Annotated in this window: 12 protein-coding genes; 8 read left to right on the top strand and 4 right to left on the bottom strand. The window is 67.8% G+C overall.

All coding sequences use genetic code 11. The annotated features are described in order from the left end of the window. Positions 1 to 119 precede the first annotated feature (119 nt). From QH168_RS14795 to QH168_RS14785, 3 genes are read left to right on the top strand one after another with little or no spacing between them, the layout of a single operon-like run. The gene (locus QH168_RS14795; protein WP_280235224.1) at positions 120 to 2,378 is read left to right on the top strand and encodes a hypothetical protein; all 2,259 of its coding nucleotides are present in this window, start codon (positions 120 to 122) and stop codon (positions 2,376 to 2,378) included. After that, the gene (locus tag QH168_RS14790; RefSeq protein ID WP_280235223.1) at positions 2,375 to 3,103 is read left to right on the top strand and encodes a GtrA family protein; all 729 of its coding nucleotides are present in this window, start codon (positions 2,375 to 2,377) and stop codon (positions 3,101 to 3,103) included. The genes QH168_RS14795 and QH168_RS14790 overlap by 4 nt, the downstream gene beginning before the upstream one ends. 5 nt (positions 3,104 to 3,108) lie before the next feature. Continuing rightward, positions 3,109 to 3,342: a Trm112 family protein gene (locus QH168_RS14785; protein WP_280235222.1), complete on the top strand. Its 234-nt coding sequence runs from the start codon at positions 3,109 to 3,111 to the stop codon at positions 3,340 to 3,342. On the opposite strand, the gene QH168_RS14780 is transcribed toward QH168_RS14785, so the two are convergent. From QH168_RS14780 to QH168_RS14765, 4 genes are all read right to left on the bottom strand, one after another. After that, a complete protein-coding gene (locus QH168_RS14780; RefSeq protein ID WP_280235221.1) occupies positions 3,324 to 4,019 on the bottom strand; it encodes a TetR family transcriptional regulator in 696 nt (231 codons plus the stop codon). The two genes, QH168_RS14785 and QH168_RS14780, sit on opposite strands and share 19 nt — an antisense overlap. Further along, positions 4,016 to 4,810 (bottom strand): ABC transporter permease, encoded by a 795-nt coding sequence (locus tag QH168_RS14775; protein ID WP_280235220.1) that lies wholly within the window; start codon positions 4,808 to 4,810, stop codon positions 4,016 to 4,018. Before QH168_RS14775 ends, QH168_RS14780 begins: the two co-directional genes overlap by 4 nt. Next, the gene (locus QH168_RS14770; protein ID WP_280235219.1) at positions 4,807 to 5,538 is read right to left on the bottom strand and encodes an ABC transporter ATP-binding protein; all 732 of its coding nucleotides are present in this window, start codon (positions 5,536 to 5,538) and stop codon (positions 4,807 to 4,809) included. Before QH168_RS14770 ends, QH168_RS14775 begins: the two co-directional genes overlap by 4 nt. 92 nt (positions 5,539 to 5,630) lie before the next feature. Further along, a complete protein-coding gene (locus QH168_RS14765; protein WP_280235218.1) occupies positions 5,631 to 7,151 on the bottom strand; it encodes a multicopper oxidase family protein in 1,521 nt (506 codons plus the stop codon). A 198-nt stretch (positions 7,152 to 7,349) separates the two neighbouring features. On the opposite strand from QH168_RS14765, the gene QH168_RS14760 reads away from it, so the two are divergent. From QH168_RS14760 to tyrS, 5 genes are all read left to right on the top strand, one after another. Further along, a complete protein-coding gene (locus tag QH168_RS14760) occupies positions 7,350 to 8,537 on the top strand; it encodes an NAD(P)/FAD-dependent oxidoreductase (RefSeq protein WP_280235217.1) in 1,188 nt (395 codons plus the stop codon). 73 nt (positions 8,538 to 8,610) lie between these two features. Then, positions 8,611 to 9,555, top strand: a complete 945-nt coding sequence (locus QH168_RS14755; protein ID WP_280235216.1) for an RNA polymerase sigma-70 factor — start codon at positions 8,611 to 8,613, stop codon at positions 9,553 to 9,555. A gap of 85 nt (positions 9,556 to 9,640) precedes the next feature. Beyond that, positions 9,641 to 10,291 (top strand): DNA-3-methyladenine glycosylase, encoded by a 651-nt coding sequence (locus tag QH168_RS14750; protein WP_280235298.1) that lies wholly within the window; start codon positions 9,641 to 9,643, stop codon positions 10,289 to 10,291. Positions 10,292 to 10,363: 72 nt separating this feature from the next. Further along, complete coding sequence (locus QH168_RS14745; RefSeq protein ID WP_280235215.1) at positions 10,364 to 10,786, top strand: DoxX family protein; 423 nt, start codon at positions 10,364 to 10,366, stop codon at positions 10,784 to 10,786. 232 nt (positions 10,787 to 11,018) lie between these two features. Further along, on the top strand, positions 11,019 to 12,320 hold the full coding sequence (gene tyrS, locus QH168_RS14740; protein WP_280235214.1) for a tyrosine--tRNA ligase: 1,302 nt from the start codon (positions 11,019 to 11,021) through the stop codon (positions 12,318 to 12,320). Positions 12,321 to 12,757 lie beyond the last annotated feature (437 nt).

The raw sequence follows: 12,757 nt of genomic DNA, 5'->3' as shown, positions 1-12,757 counted from the left end.
GGTACTCGTCACAGATGGGTGAGCCCGAGCCGTCGTGAACAATAACACGTGGTCCGCGCGTATTCGCCGACCCGATTCACCGGTGCGTCATCAGGTTCGCGACCGGCGGATGTGGTGGCATGTATGGTCTGGAACTCGTGGTGGAAAGGCGAGCCGGGATCCGGTCGGACGTGTTCAGGTGGGGCATCATCACCGCGATCGGTGTGGTCGCGGGGTATCTCGCTGTGCTCGCCGCCAACGCCAGGCATTTCTACACCGACGACACCGAATCCCAGTACGCCCCGCTGTGGGTGATGACCGGCCGCTACCTACGCGAGGGCAGGTTTCCGGCGATGGTGCCCGAGCATTGGCTCGCGGGCAATTACACGATCGAGGAAGCGGGCCTGCTGAATCCGCCGCAGCTGCTGATCGACCTGATCGCACCGTCGGTGGACGATATCGCCCTGTACGCCACGATCGTCAAACTGATCTTCGCGGTGATCCTCGGACTCGGTGTGTACCGGATCGCCCTGGCCTACGGTGCGAAACCGGCCTGGTCGGCCGTGGCGGGCGTGTCGTTTCCGTTCACCGGTTTCCTGCTGTTCTTCGATGCCGCGAGCTGGATGACGGCGTTCACCGGAACCGCCTGGCTGGTGCACGCCTGGGCCTCGGGTGTGCGTTATGCCCGCAGTCGCGGCGGACCGATCCCGGTGTTCGTATTCCTGTATCTGGCGATCTCGGTGCAGTACATCTTCCCGGCCGTCGAGGCGGGCGTGATGATCGCCGCGGTGCTCATCGGCGAAGTGATCTACCAGCGTCGCTGGGCACCGGCACTGCGACTTGCGGTGGTCGCCGGATGCGCGGCCGTCGCGGGACTGGCGACCTATCTGCCGAGCCTGCTCACCGCCGACGTCACCTGGCGTGGCGCCGAAGAGATCAAGAACGACCCGTTCCTCACGGTGCCGTGGTCGGAATCGCTCAACGCCAGCCTGCCGAGCACACTGCCCGCCTTCCCGTCGTGGTGGGGATTCGTGCAGCCCCTGCCGATGGTCTACATCGCCTGGTTCCTGATTCCGGCGCTGGCGTTCATCGATTGGCGTCGCGCGGCCGGTGCGGCACGCGAACTCAGCGCCATCGGCATTTTCACCGTCGTGGCGCTGCTGTGGACTGCCGGGCCGGGCACGATGGGTCCGCTGCGTTGGCCCGCACGGGTGTTGCCGATGGTCGCCCTCGGTTTGCTGTTGCTGGTGTGTGTGCTGCTCGGCCGCTACGGCACGGTCGCCGGATGGCGTAGGCGCGGTATCGGTGCCGGGCTGCTGATCGGTGTCCTGCTGCTGCGTTCGCTGGCGGCGGCGCCGGAGGAGGCCGGGTGGCATATCGTGTCCGCACTCGGGGTGGCCGCGCTCGGCGCCGCGGTGGTGTGGCTGGGTCGCACCCGCGGTACGGCATTGGCCTGTGCGTTGAGCATCCTTGCGGTGGGCCCCATCGCCTACCTCCAGGTGCGGGCCGCGCAGCCGACACCGATGAGCTGGAATCTGCCCGAGAACCGTGCCGAGGCCAAGGCGGCCTTCCCGGATTTCCCCGGCACTACGCTGCAATTGGGGGAGCGCGGGCTGATCCAGCCCGGTCAGGACAACCTCGACGGTGCCTACGGATCTCTGGTCTTCGGTAACTACGCCAAGGATCTGGAGTTGAGCTACGTCGGCGGATACACCCCGAACGGGCACTTCTACTTCGGTGATCTGCTGTGCATGCGATGGGACACCAGCGTCTGCCCCGACGCCTACCGCCGTGCCTTCGCCATCGAACCGAGTACGGGGCGCCCGATCGTCGATCTGATGAACATCGACCGCGTCGTCGTGCAGCGAGCATTGTTCCCCGACGCACGTTCCCAGCCCGCACCGCCCGGCTGGAAGTGGGTCGATTACCCCGGTCATGAGGACTACATCGGAGTACTCGAACGCGAGGACGGTCTCGTGTCCACCCGCAACGGCCGCATCGCCCACACCGACGGCGTCACCGCCACCTCGATCGACGAATCGGATCTCACCAGCCGCGTCCGCGTCGACTCCGCCACCGGCGGCAAGGTCGTCTTCGCCCGCCTCGGCTGGCCCGGCTACCGCGCGAGCCTCGACGGCCGGGATGTGCCGATCGACGTTGTCGCGAAAACCTTCGTCTCCGTCGACATCCCACCCGGCACCGACGCCGCCGAACTCGTGCTGAGCTGGCGACCTCCGGGCTGGAAGATCGGCGGGGCCGCCATCCTGGCCGGCCTGCTCGGGCTCGCGGTCATGGAATGGGTGTACCTGCGCCGCCGCCGCGCTGCCGACGACACCGCCGACGCACCGGCACCGGAACCGGAGACACCCGAGCCCGACCTGGTGGAGGCCCGGCCATGAACGGTCGGGGAGACGACGCCACCCGGCGGGAACCGGTGCGGTCGCCCGCCCACCCCGCCCATTCCGGTGGCGCATCGCCGACCGGCCCCGTTCCCGGCCCGATGACGATCGTCGAGGCTCCGCCAGATCCCGGGCCGAGCGCGAAGACCGCACCGAGGCAGAGCCCCACATCAAGACAGAGCGCCACGGCCGAGCAGAGCCTCACACTCGAGCAGGACCTCACACCCGAGCCGAGCCCCACACCGAGCCATCTGCCGAACGTCGAGGAACCGGGAACCGACCGGGACTCGGCCGCGGGCTCGGAACCAGATATCGACCCCGGTCCACTGCTGCGCATCGTCCGACGCCAGGAGTTGGCTTTCGCCGTCGTCGGCGGCTTCAACACGCTGCTCGGCATCGTCCTCACGCTCGCCTGGCTCGCCGTTCTCGGCGACGGTGTTCCCCCGTCGGTCGCGGTGGTCGCCGCCTACGGCATCAGCGTCGTCGTCGCGTTCGTCCTGCACCGGACGCTGGTCTTCCGGGTGCGCGGGCACCTGCTGCGCGATTTCGTGGCATTCGTCGCGGTCAATTCCGGTGGGCTGCTGATGAATGTGGTGCTGCTCGAACTGGCCGTCACGGTCCTCGGTTTCCCGGAGGCGCCCGCCGCGATCGTGGTGATGGGATTCGTTGCGGTGGTGAGCTTCTTCGGCCACCGTCATATCTCGTTCCGGCGGCGGGTAGGTTAGCCATCATGCCGGAGGAAACCACCGTCGACGCCACCCTGCTCAGCCTGCTCGCCTGCCCGCAGGACAAGGGCCCGCTGCACCTGGTACGCACCGGTGCCGGTGCGAGCGAGCTGTACAACCCGCGCCTGCGCCGCGCCTACCCGATCGACAACGGCATCCCGGTGCTGCTCATCGATGAAGCCCGCGATGTCGACGCCGCCGAGCACGAGCAGTTCAGCACTCAGTTCTCCGAGTCCTGAACTGCCGCGGATTCCTCGGCACTGCCGAGCTCGCCGGTGAGATAGTGCTGGACCGTCGGACCGACGGTCGCCACCACCTGCGCCAGCGGCATCGACGCCATCGGCTCCAGCATGGCGATCTTGCGCGCCACCAGCAGTCCGACCATCTGTGAAGCGGCCAGATTCATCCGCAATCTGCCGTCGTCCTCGGGTGTCGCGATCCGCGCGCGGATCCGTTCCAGCACCACCTCGAGCAGGAAGACCCTGGTCAGAGACTGTTCGCTATCGCCGAGGAAGCTGCGCACCGCCGCGACCACGCCCGCCCCGGCGGGGGAATCCCATACCGAGACCACAGCGCGGACGATCGTCTCCCCGAGCTGAGCCAGCGGCGCCGCGTCCACCGCACGCAGCGTGACCTCCGGATCGATCGGCAGCTCGATCACCGCCGCGAACAACTGCTGCTTGGACCCGAAATAGTGGTGCACGAGCGCCGGATCCACGCCGGCGTCGGCCGCGATCGCCCGGATCGACGTCTTGCCGAACCCGGTATCGGCGAAGCGGGCCCGCGCGGCCTCGATGATGGCCTCCTTGGCGCCGGAACGTCCCGGCCTGCGCCCGGTGCGCGCACTCGATGTGTTCTTACGCGCAGTACGGCGGTCTCCGCGTTCGTCGGCGCGGCCGCTACCTGTCGCGCTCATACGGTCCGCCGCCGAAGCGTCGCCGCGCCGAGACACAACGCCACCACCGCGAAACCGGTGACCACCGCCAGATCCCGCCACATCGCCGCGGTCGGCTCGGCATGCACCGACACCTGCTGCAAGGCGTCGACCGCATAGCTCAACGGCATCACATTGCTGATCGCCTCCAGCCAGCCAGGCAGCTGATTGCGCGGCACCAGCAGTCCACACAGGAAGATCTGCGGCGCCACCACCAGCGGCATGAACTGCACGGCCTGGAATTCGGTCCTGGCGAACGCGCTGGCCAGTAGGCCGAGGGCGACACCGAGCACCGCGTCGACCACCGCGATGAGCACCACCCAGCCGGGACTGCCCGCCGCGCTGAGTCCGAGCAGCCCGAACGACACCAGACATGCCGTCACCGCCTGCGCCGCGGCGGCCGCGGAGAACGCGGTGCCGTAACCGCCGAGCAGATCGAGTTTCGACAGCGGGGTGGTGAGCAGCCGTTCCAGCGTGCCCGAGCTGCGTTCGCGCTGCATGGCGATCGCGGTGATCAGGAACATCACGATGAACGGCAGGATGCCGAGCATGCTGATGCCGACCCGATCGAACAGCGTGCTGGTCTCGAACGGCGCCTTCGGGGTGTCCTTGTAGATGAAGTACAGCAGCGTCATCAGCAAGGCGGGAACCACCAGGATCATGGCCACGGTGCGGTGGTCGTTGCGCAGCTGACGCAGGATGCGCGTGGTGGTCGCCAGATACGGGCGCAGCGATGCCCGGTGGGCGGGTACGCGGTCGTCGACGGCGCTCATGCTGTCTTTCCCATCGTGATGAGGCTCAGGAAGGCCTGTTCGAGGTTCTGTTCGCCGGTTTCGGCCCGCAGTTCGTCGGGGCTGAGCTGGGCGAGGAGATCGCCTTCGCGCATGAGCAGCAGCCGATCGCAGTGTTCGGCCTCGTCCATGACGTGACTGGACACCAGCAGTGTGGTGCCGGTGGCGGCCAGCTCACGGAACTGTTTCCACAGGTCGACCCGCAGCACCGGATCCAGCCCGACCGTTGGTTCGTCGAGGACGAGCAGCTCTGGTGCGGCCACCAGCGCGCAGGCCAGCGAGGCGCGGGTGAGCTGGCCGCCGGACAGCTCATCGCCGCGCTGATGCTGATGGTCCAGCAGGCCGACCGCGCCGAGTGCTTCGTCGATATCGCCGCGATCGGCGCCGTAGAGCGCGGCGAAATAGGCGACGTTGTCGCGCACGCTGATATCGGTGTAGATGCTGGGGGACTGGGTCACGTAGCCGATGCGTCTGCGCAGCGCGGCCGATCCCGCGGGCATCCCGAGCACCTCGACCGCACCGGACGCCACGATCTGGGTGCCGACGATGCTGCGCATCAACGTGGTCTTACCGCATCCGGACGGGCCGAGTAGCCCGGTGATCGACCCGCGGGGAATGGTCAGTGATACGCCGTGCAGGACTTCGCGTCCGCCGCGCCGGACGGTGAGTCCGTCCACGTTCACTGCCGATGCTGCCGGGGTGTGCGACATGGGCGCCTCAATTCATCGAGTGTTGAATTCACCGTGTGATGAATTTAGCGCCGTAGCCAGGGGAGCGCAATGCTGCTACGCCAAGCCACTGGTCAATGCCCGTGCACAGGCGGTCTGCCCGCCGCGCCGCCGGGCTCCACCACGACGAACTGGCCCATCATTCCGGTGTCCTCATGCCAGAGCAGATGACAGTGATACATGTACGGCGTGTCCGGATCGGCCGGTCCGTCGAAGCGGAGAGCCAGCCGCATCGAACCGCCTGGCGGAAGGAAGACGGTGTCCTTGGGACCCGACAGTTCCGGTGGCGGCGGCGAACCGTCGCGGTCCAGCACCCGGAACTGCACATCGTGGACGTGGAAATTGTGCGGCATCCCATCGGCATTGCGGACCGTCCAGATCTCGGTACTGCCGCGGGTCACGGCGAAATCGACCCGGTCCATCGCCATCTCGCGACCGTTGATCGAACCGAAGCTCAGATCGAACTCACGCTCGGCCACCGCGCCCGAGCCATCCGGAATCTCGGGCCGGACCAGGGTGGCGGGCAGCGGCGGCGAGGGACGCAAGGTGTCGGTGGGCCGGAATTGCATGATGTCGAAGGTGTCGTCGCCGCCGCTGAAGCGCTGGGTCCAGAAGTCGAGCCCAGCGTCGAGCGGATAGCCGCGCAGGACCGTCGGCGTGCCCGGCTCGAACCGGACGACGATCTCCGCGCGCTCACCAGGCGAGAGCTGAATCCGATCCACCTCGGCCGGTCGTTCCAGCAGGCCGCCATCGGTGCCGATGAGTGCGAACGCTCGATCGTCGGAGAAACCGAAGGTGTAGGTGCGCGCGGTCGAGGCGTTGAGCAGCCGCAGCCGGACCAGTTCGTCGTCCACCGTGCGGTAGGGCGCGAGGGAGCCGTTGACCATGGTCTGATCCCCGAGGAAGCCCACATCACGAAACATGGCGTGCGTGCCGTCGAGTTGATCTCCGCGGAACTTCACGTCCTGGACGATGATCGGCAGATCGTCCACACCGTAGGTCCGTGGCAGTGTGAGCGCATCGGCGGACGGATCGTCGAGCAGGAAGGCGCCGGCCAGCCCGCGCCGCACATGGGTTTCGGTATCGCCGTGCGGATGCGGGTGGTACCAGAGGGTGGCCGCGGGCTGATCGATCGTCCACTGTGGCGTCCAGTCGGCACCGGGCTCGACCATCTGATGCGGTCCACCGTCCATCGCCGCGGGCAGATGCATACCGTGCCAGTGCACCGTCGACGCCTCCGGCAGTGCGTTGCGAACCCGGACTCGCACCCGCTCGCCACGTGACGCCCGCAGCGTGGGACCGAGATAGTCGCCGTTGAACCCCCAGGTATCGGTGAACCGCCCAGGCCGGAATTCCGTGCGTCCCGCCCGCATCTCCAGGTCGAAGACACGGGTACCGTCGGCGTCCACCCGCGACGGGGCCAGCGGTGGGATCGGCAGCTCATCGGTGAATTCGACCGCGCCGACGGTCGTGACGTCGGCGCGCTGGTACACCACCACCGCGCCGCTGAGCACCGCCAGCGCGGCCACCATCAGCGTGACCGCGATGATGAGTATCCATCGGCGTGCGGTGCCTGCCGGAGTCCTGCGAAACATGTTTCGACGCTATGGATCACCGGGGTGCGCGCACATCGGGGACCGTCCCGATCCGACCCCTGGTTCGACCCCGATACGACCACCCAGTCATCGAGTGACTCGGATCACATCAATGGAGTGTCACGTCGGCAGAGGCTCGTTTGTCCCATGGTCGTCACCAGCCCGGAGTCCCGGTGACTCGACCGAGGAGCGAATGCCATGACCATCACCGTGACCAGCGAACATCGCGTCGTCATCGTCGGCGCCGGGTACACCGGCATGCTGGCCGCCGTCCGGCTGGCCCGCCGCACCCGCGGCCGCCGCGTACGCATCACCGTGATCAACCCGGCCGAGCGCTTCACCGAGCGACTGCGCTCGCATCAGATCGCGGCCGGACAGGAGCTGGCCGACCACCGGATCCCCGATCTGCTCGCGGGCACCGGCGTCGAGTTCGTGCGGGGACGGGTCACCGCCATCGACCCGCAGCAGCGCCGCGTCACCGTCGACGACTCGACCACCCTGCCCTACGACGAATTGATCTACGCGCTCGGCAGCCGTGCCGACACCCACCGCGTGCCCGGCGTCGTCGAACACGCGTGGACACTCGACGATCCCCGCCGCGCACACGAATTCTCCGAACGGCTCGCCGCTATCGCCGCATACGATGGCACGGTCGCGGTCTGCGGCGGCGGCCTGACCGGCATCGAGGCGGCCACCGAGATCGCGGAAGCACATCCCGACCTCCGAGTGACACTGCTCAGCACCGGTGAACCCGGCGCGATGATGGGCGAGCGGGCACGGGCGCACCTGAACCGCGCATTGGACCGGCTCGGCGTCGTCCGTCGTATCGGCACTCCCGTGGCCAAGGTGCTGCCCGACGCGATCGAACTGGCCGATGGCGAACTCGTGCCCGCCGAACTCACGCTCTGGACCGCTGGTGTGCGGGTCGCGCGCCTGGCCGCCGACGCGGGCATCGCCACCGATCACCGTGGGCTGGTCCTGGTCGATTCGACGCTGCGTTCGCTGTCGCATCCGCAGATCCATGCCATCGGTGATGCCGCCGCGATCGAACAGCCGTGGGGCCGTATCCACGGCACCTGCCAGAGCGGTATGCCCACCGCGGCCTACGTCGCCGACGCCATCGCCCACCGGCTGCGCGGTAAGAAGGTGCGGCCCTTCCGGTTCGGCTATTTCCACCAGCCGGTCAGCCTCGGCCGCCGCGACGCCGTCATCCAGTTCACCCACGCCGACGACACACCTCGGCGGTGGTACCTGAAGGGGCGGGTGGCCGTCTGGTACAAGGACGCCGTCAGCAGCAGCCCGGTGCCGGTCTTCCGGATGACCAGGCGCATTCCCGTATCGGTGACCCTCTCCACCGGCGGCCGCGCGACCCGCGTCTCCGCATGAGGTTGTGCCCGATCGGTGACCGGAATGCGGTGATCCGGTCGCCGATCCCGGCGCCGCTGGGAAGGATGACACCATGGCCCGTGAGCACCCCGAACCCAGGTCCGATGCCTCTGGGCAGCGGTCGCCTTCCTCGCTGGCCGATCCGTTCGCCGACCATCGCCGACTGCTGTTCAGCACCGCCTATCAGATGCTCGGCAGCGTCACCGAAGCCGAGGACGTCCTACAAGACACCTGGCTGAAATGGCATGCGGCCGATCAGCGCACCGTCACGCACCCGAAGGCCTACCTGGTCCGCACCGTCACCAACCTGGCGCTGAACCGGCTCACCTCCGCGCACGCCACCCGCGAGACCTATATCGGCCCATGGCTGCCCGAACCCCTGCTGACCGCGCCCACCGCCGCCGAGGAGACCGAATTGGCCGATACCGTCTCGACGGCCGTGCTGGTCGTACTCGAAACACTCGGCCCGGTCGAACGCGCCGTGTTCGTGCTGCGTGAAGTCTTCGGCTACACCCACGCCGAGATCGGCGAATTCCTCGACCGTCCCGAGGCGAGCGTGCGCCAGATCGCGCATCGAGCGCGCTCCCACGTCCGGTCCCGGCGTCCCCGCTTCGACACCGATGCGGCCGCACGCGAAGCGGTGACCGACCGATTCCTCGCCGCCTGCCGAGGCGGCGATCTGAACGCGCTGATGGCACTGCTGGCCCCCGACGTCACCCTCTGGAACGACGGCGGCGGCAAGATCACCGCGGCCCGCCGCCCACTGCACGGGCCCGACCACGTCGCCCGCTGGCTGCTCGGAGTCCTCGCCAAACCCATCCTCACCGGCATCGAACTCGATACGGCCACCATCAACGGCGAACTCGGCCTCGTCGGCATCCTCGGCGACCTCCCCATCGGCGCACTCACCTTCGACCTGATCGACAACCGAATCCAGCACATCCGCTTCCAGGTCAACCCCGACAAGCTGGCCGGACTCGCGGGCCTCGTGCACGGCGAGGGGTCCGACCCGGCCTGAGTACTCGCCAGCGCCCAGGCGGGTCGGGCGGCTTTGCCCGGATCCGTCGACTCACCGCGACCCGGGGTTGTGCCCGGCTGGGAGAATCCGGGGCGTGAGTGCCGAGGAACTTGCCGTCGAACCGCTGGCGGCCGCGCGTCGGGTGCTCGGCGCGACGCTGTGGTCGGGGCCGGTCGGGGTCCGCATCGTCGAGGTGGAGGCGTATGGGGGAGACCCCGCGGGGCCGTGGCACGATCCGGCAGCGCACTCCGGTCGTGGTCGGACACCGCGCAACGCGGTCATGTTCGGGCCGCCGGGAGTTCTGTACGTCTACTTCAGCTACGGGATGCACACCTGCGTGAACGTCACCAGCGGGCCGGATGGTGTGGCCAGCGCGGTGCTGATCCGGGCGGGCGAGGTCGTGGCGGGTGCGGAGGTGGCTCGGGGCCGCCGCGCCGCCGCGCGGAGTGATGCGGCGCTCGCTCGTGGGCCGGGCAACCTCGGCAGCGCTCTGGGAATCACCCTGGACGACTACGGGACTCGGCTGTTCGACGCCGCGTCCCCGATCCGCCTCGAACTCGGCCCCGTACCGGACCCCGCGACGATCGCGGTCGGTCCGCGGGTGGGCGTGAGCCTTGCCGCCGATCGTCCATGGCGGCTGTGGTTACGGGATTCACCAGCGGTTTCGGCGTATCGGCGCAGCCCGCGCGCGCCCCGAGCCGATCAGCTCGAAGAAATTTCTCGTCGGGTGCGATGAATTCCGCGAGGCGGCTCCGTCTTGTCTGGTGAACGCGCTACCAACCCGGCGCGCACGACCGAAGGAATCGATATGACCGCCACCACCGCCCCCGCCGTCTCCTACCGTCCCGGTTCTGTTCGCAACCGCGTCCTGTGGACCTTGCAGATCGTGCTCGGCCTGTTCTTCATCATCGCCTCCGGCGGGCCGAAACTGGTTATGCCGCAATCGCTGATGGACAACGCGCCGGAGAACCTCACCATCCCGATCGGGCTGCTGATCTTCATCGGTGTGGTCGAGGTGGCGGGCGGCGTCGGCCTGATGGTGCGGAAGGTGAGCGCCCTGGCGGCCGCGGGCCTGAGCGTGCTCACCGTGCTGGCCGCCGCCACCCAGGCCTTCATCGCCGATGCGCCCGAGATGTCGATCTTCCCGCTGGTGCTGGCCGCGATCTTCGCCTGGATCGCCTACGAGCGCCGCTCCACCATCACCGACCTGCGCAACGCACTCTCGCGATGACCCAGTCCTGAGCACGACACGGCGACCGGCGACCACCGGTCGCCGCGCCGTGCTTTCCCTGATCGATCACCTGTCGGGTTGGCGGTGGTCGGTCCGACGGCCATCTGGTCGGCGATGCCCCGGGCGCCGCACCAGGTGGCCGTCCCCGTGGAGATCATCGGCGGCCCATCACACGATTCGCGCCGGGACCTGCGCATCGGCGCAGGACGGGGGTACGGAAAGATGGGACGGCGTGAGCGAACCGAGCAGCCACATCATCGACGAACTGACCTGGCGCGGCCTGATCGCGCAGTCCACCGACCTCGACGCCCTGCGCGCCGCGCTGGCCGAGGGTCCGCGGAGCCTCTATGCCGGGTTCGACCCGACCGCGGCCAGCCTGCATGCCGGTCATCTGGTGCCCCTGCTGGCCCTGAAGCGGTTCCAGCGCGCGGGCCATCGTCCGATCGTGCTGGCCGGTGGTGCCACCGGACTCATCGGTGATCCCCGCGATGTCGGCGAACGCACCATGAACTCCGCCGATACCGTCGCCGACTGGGCCGATCGGATCCGCTCGCAGCTCGAGCGTTTCGTCGATCTCGACGATTCGCCGACCGGCGCGATGATCGTGAACAACATGGACTGGACCGGCCAGCTCTCGGCCGTGGACTTCCTGCGCGATATCGGCAAGCACTTCTCGGTCAACGTGATGCTGGCCCGCGACACCGTCAAACGGCGTCTCGACGGCGACGGCATCTCCTACACCGAGTTCAGCTACATGTTGCTGCAAGCCAACGACTACCTCCAGCTGCGACGCAACCACGGCTGCGTGCTCCAGGTCGGCGGATCTGATCAATGGGGCAACATCATCGCCGGGGTCGAGCTGAACCGTCGCGTCGACGGTGCCCATGTGCACGCCATGACCGTTCCGCTGGTGACCTCGGCCGACGGCAAGAAGTTCGGCAAATCCACCGGCGGCGGCAGCCTGTGGCTCGACCCGGAGATGACCAGCCCCTACGCCTGGTACCAGTACTTCGTGAACACCGCCGACGCCGATGTCGTCCGCTACCTGCGCTGGTTCACCTTCCTCGACCGTGAGGAACTGGCCGAGCTGGAGCAGGCCACCGCGGAACGCCCGCATGCGAGGGAGGCGCAGCGCAGGCTCGCCGCGGAGATGACCGATCTGGTGCACGGAGCCGAGCACACCCGCGCCGTTCAATTGGCCAGCCAGGCCCTCTTCGGGCGCGCCGATCTGCGCGACCTCGACGAGTCGACCCTGGGTGCGGCGCTGCGCGAGGCCGCGGTGGACGGGACCGTCGCCGAGGTGGGGCCGGGCCAACCGGGCACGATCGTCGATCTGCTGGTGGCCACCGGCCTGTGCGAAAGCCGCGGTGCGGCCCGCCGCGCCGTGAACGAAGGCGGTGCGTCGGTGAACAACGAGCGCGTCACCGATATCGAATGGACCCCGGACGCAGGGGACTACCTGCACGAACGGTGGCTGGTGCTGCGTCGTGGCAAGCGCAACTTCGCCGGGGTCAGGCGAGCCGACGGAAATTGATCTTGGTGGCCTGAGTCACATCCGTGTGATTCAGGCCGTTTCCAAGGCCGATGGCGAGCCGCTGACCTGCACGAACCTAGTGCTGACGTGGCGATTTGACGTGATGTTCTCCGCCGCGTAACTTATTCAACGTCAGAGCGACACGGACACCGACCCGGAGCCCACAGGGCCTGGGAAACGAGGTAGGACGAGGAGCGCCTGATAGGTCGGTCCACTCGGAGTTTGACTCCGAGTCATTGACCGGCTAGGCTAGAAAAGTTGCCTCACAGAAGCCCCAGCAAGTATCTGGTGTCGAAGTGTGTGCGTGTGTTCTTTGAGAACTCAATAGTGTGTCGATGAATGTCAGTGCCAAATATTATTTGGTTCCGGCCCTTGCATACCCCCCGGTTGTGGGGTCGGACATTTTGTCAGCAAATCTTTTTGCTGGCGTTTTGTTT

The sequence above is a fragment of the Nocardia cyriacigeorgica genome (assembly GCF_029868385.1).
GTDB lineage: Bacteria > Actinomycetota > Actinomycetes > Mycobacteriales > Mycobacteriaceae > Nocardia > Nocardia cyriacigeorgica_F.
The sequence above is the reverse complement of the archived record's forward strand: the minus strand, read 5'-3'. Positions and strand labels throughout refer to the sequence as shown.

What these genes read in the sequence shown, in the direction of transcription:
- QH168_RS14795 (WP_280235224.1), top strand. Translation starts at nt 120, where the DNA reads ATGTATGGTCTGGAACTCGTGGTGGAAAGGCGAGCCGGGATCCGGTCG.
- QH168_RS14790 (WP_280235223.1), top strand. Translation starts at nt 2,375, where the DNA reads ATGAACGGTCGGGGAGACGACGCCACCCGGCGGGAACCGGTGCGGTCG.
- QH168_RS14785 (WP_280235222.1), top strand. Translation starts at nt 3,109, where the DNA reads ATGCCGGAGGAAACCACCGTCGACGCCACCCTGCTCAGCCTGCTCGCC.
- QH168_RS14780 (WP_280235221.1), bottom strand. Translation starts at nt 4,019, where the DNA reads ATGAGCGCGACAGGTAGCGGCCGCGCCGACGAACGCGGAGACCGCCGT.
- QH168_RS14775 (WP_280235220.1), bottom strand. Translation starts at nt 4,810, where the DNA reads ATGAGCGCCGTCGACGACCGCGTACCCGCCCACCGGGCATCGCTGCGC.
- QH168_RS14770 (WP_280235219.1), bottom strand. Translation starts at nt 5,538, where the DNA reads ATGTCGCACACCCCGGCAGCATCGGCAGTGAACGTGGACGGACTCACC.
- QH168_RS14765 (WP_280235218.1), bottom strand. Translation starts at nt 7,151, where the DNA reads ATGTTTCGCAGGACTCCGGCAGGCACCGCACGCCGATGGATACTCATC.
- QH168_RS14760 (WP_280235217.1), top strand. Translation starts at nt 7,350, where the DNA reads ATGACCATCACCGTGACCAGCGAACATCGCGTCGTCATCGTCGGCGCC.
- QH168_RS14755 (WP_280235216.1), top strand. Translation starts at nt 8,611, where the DNA reads ATGGCCCGTGAGCACCCCGAACCCAGGTCCGATGCCTCTGGGCAGCGG.
- QH168_RS14745 (WP_280235215.1), top strand. Translation starts at nt 10,364, where the DNA reads ATGACCGCCACCACCGCCCCCGCCGTCTCCTACCGTCCCGGTTCTGTT.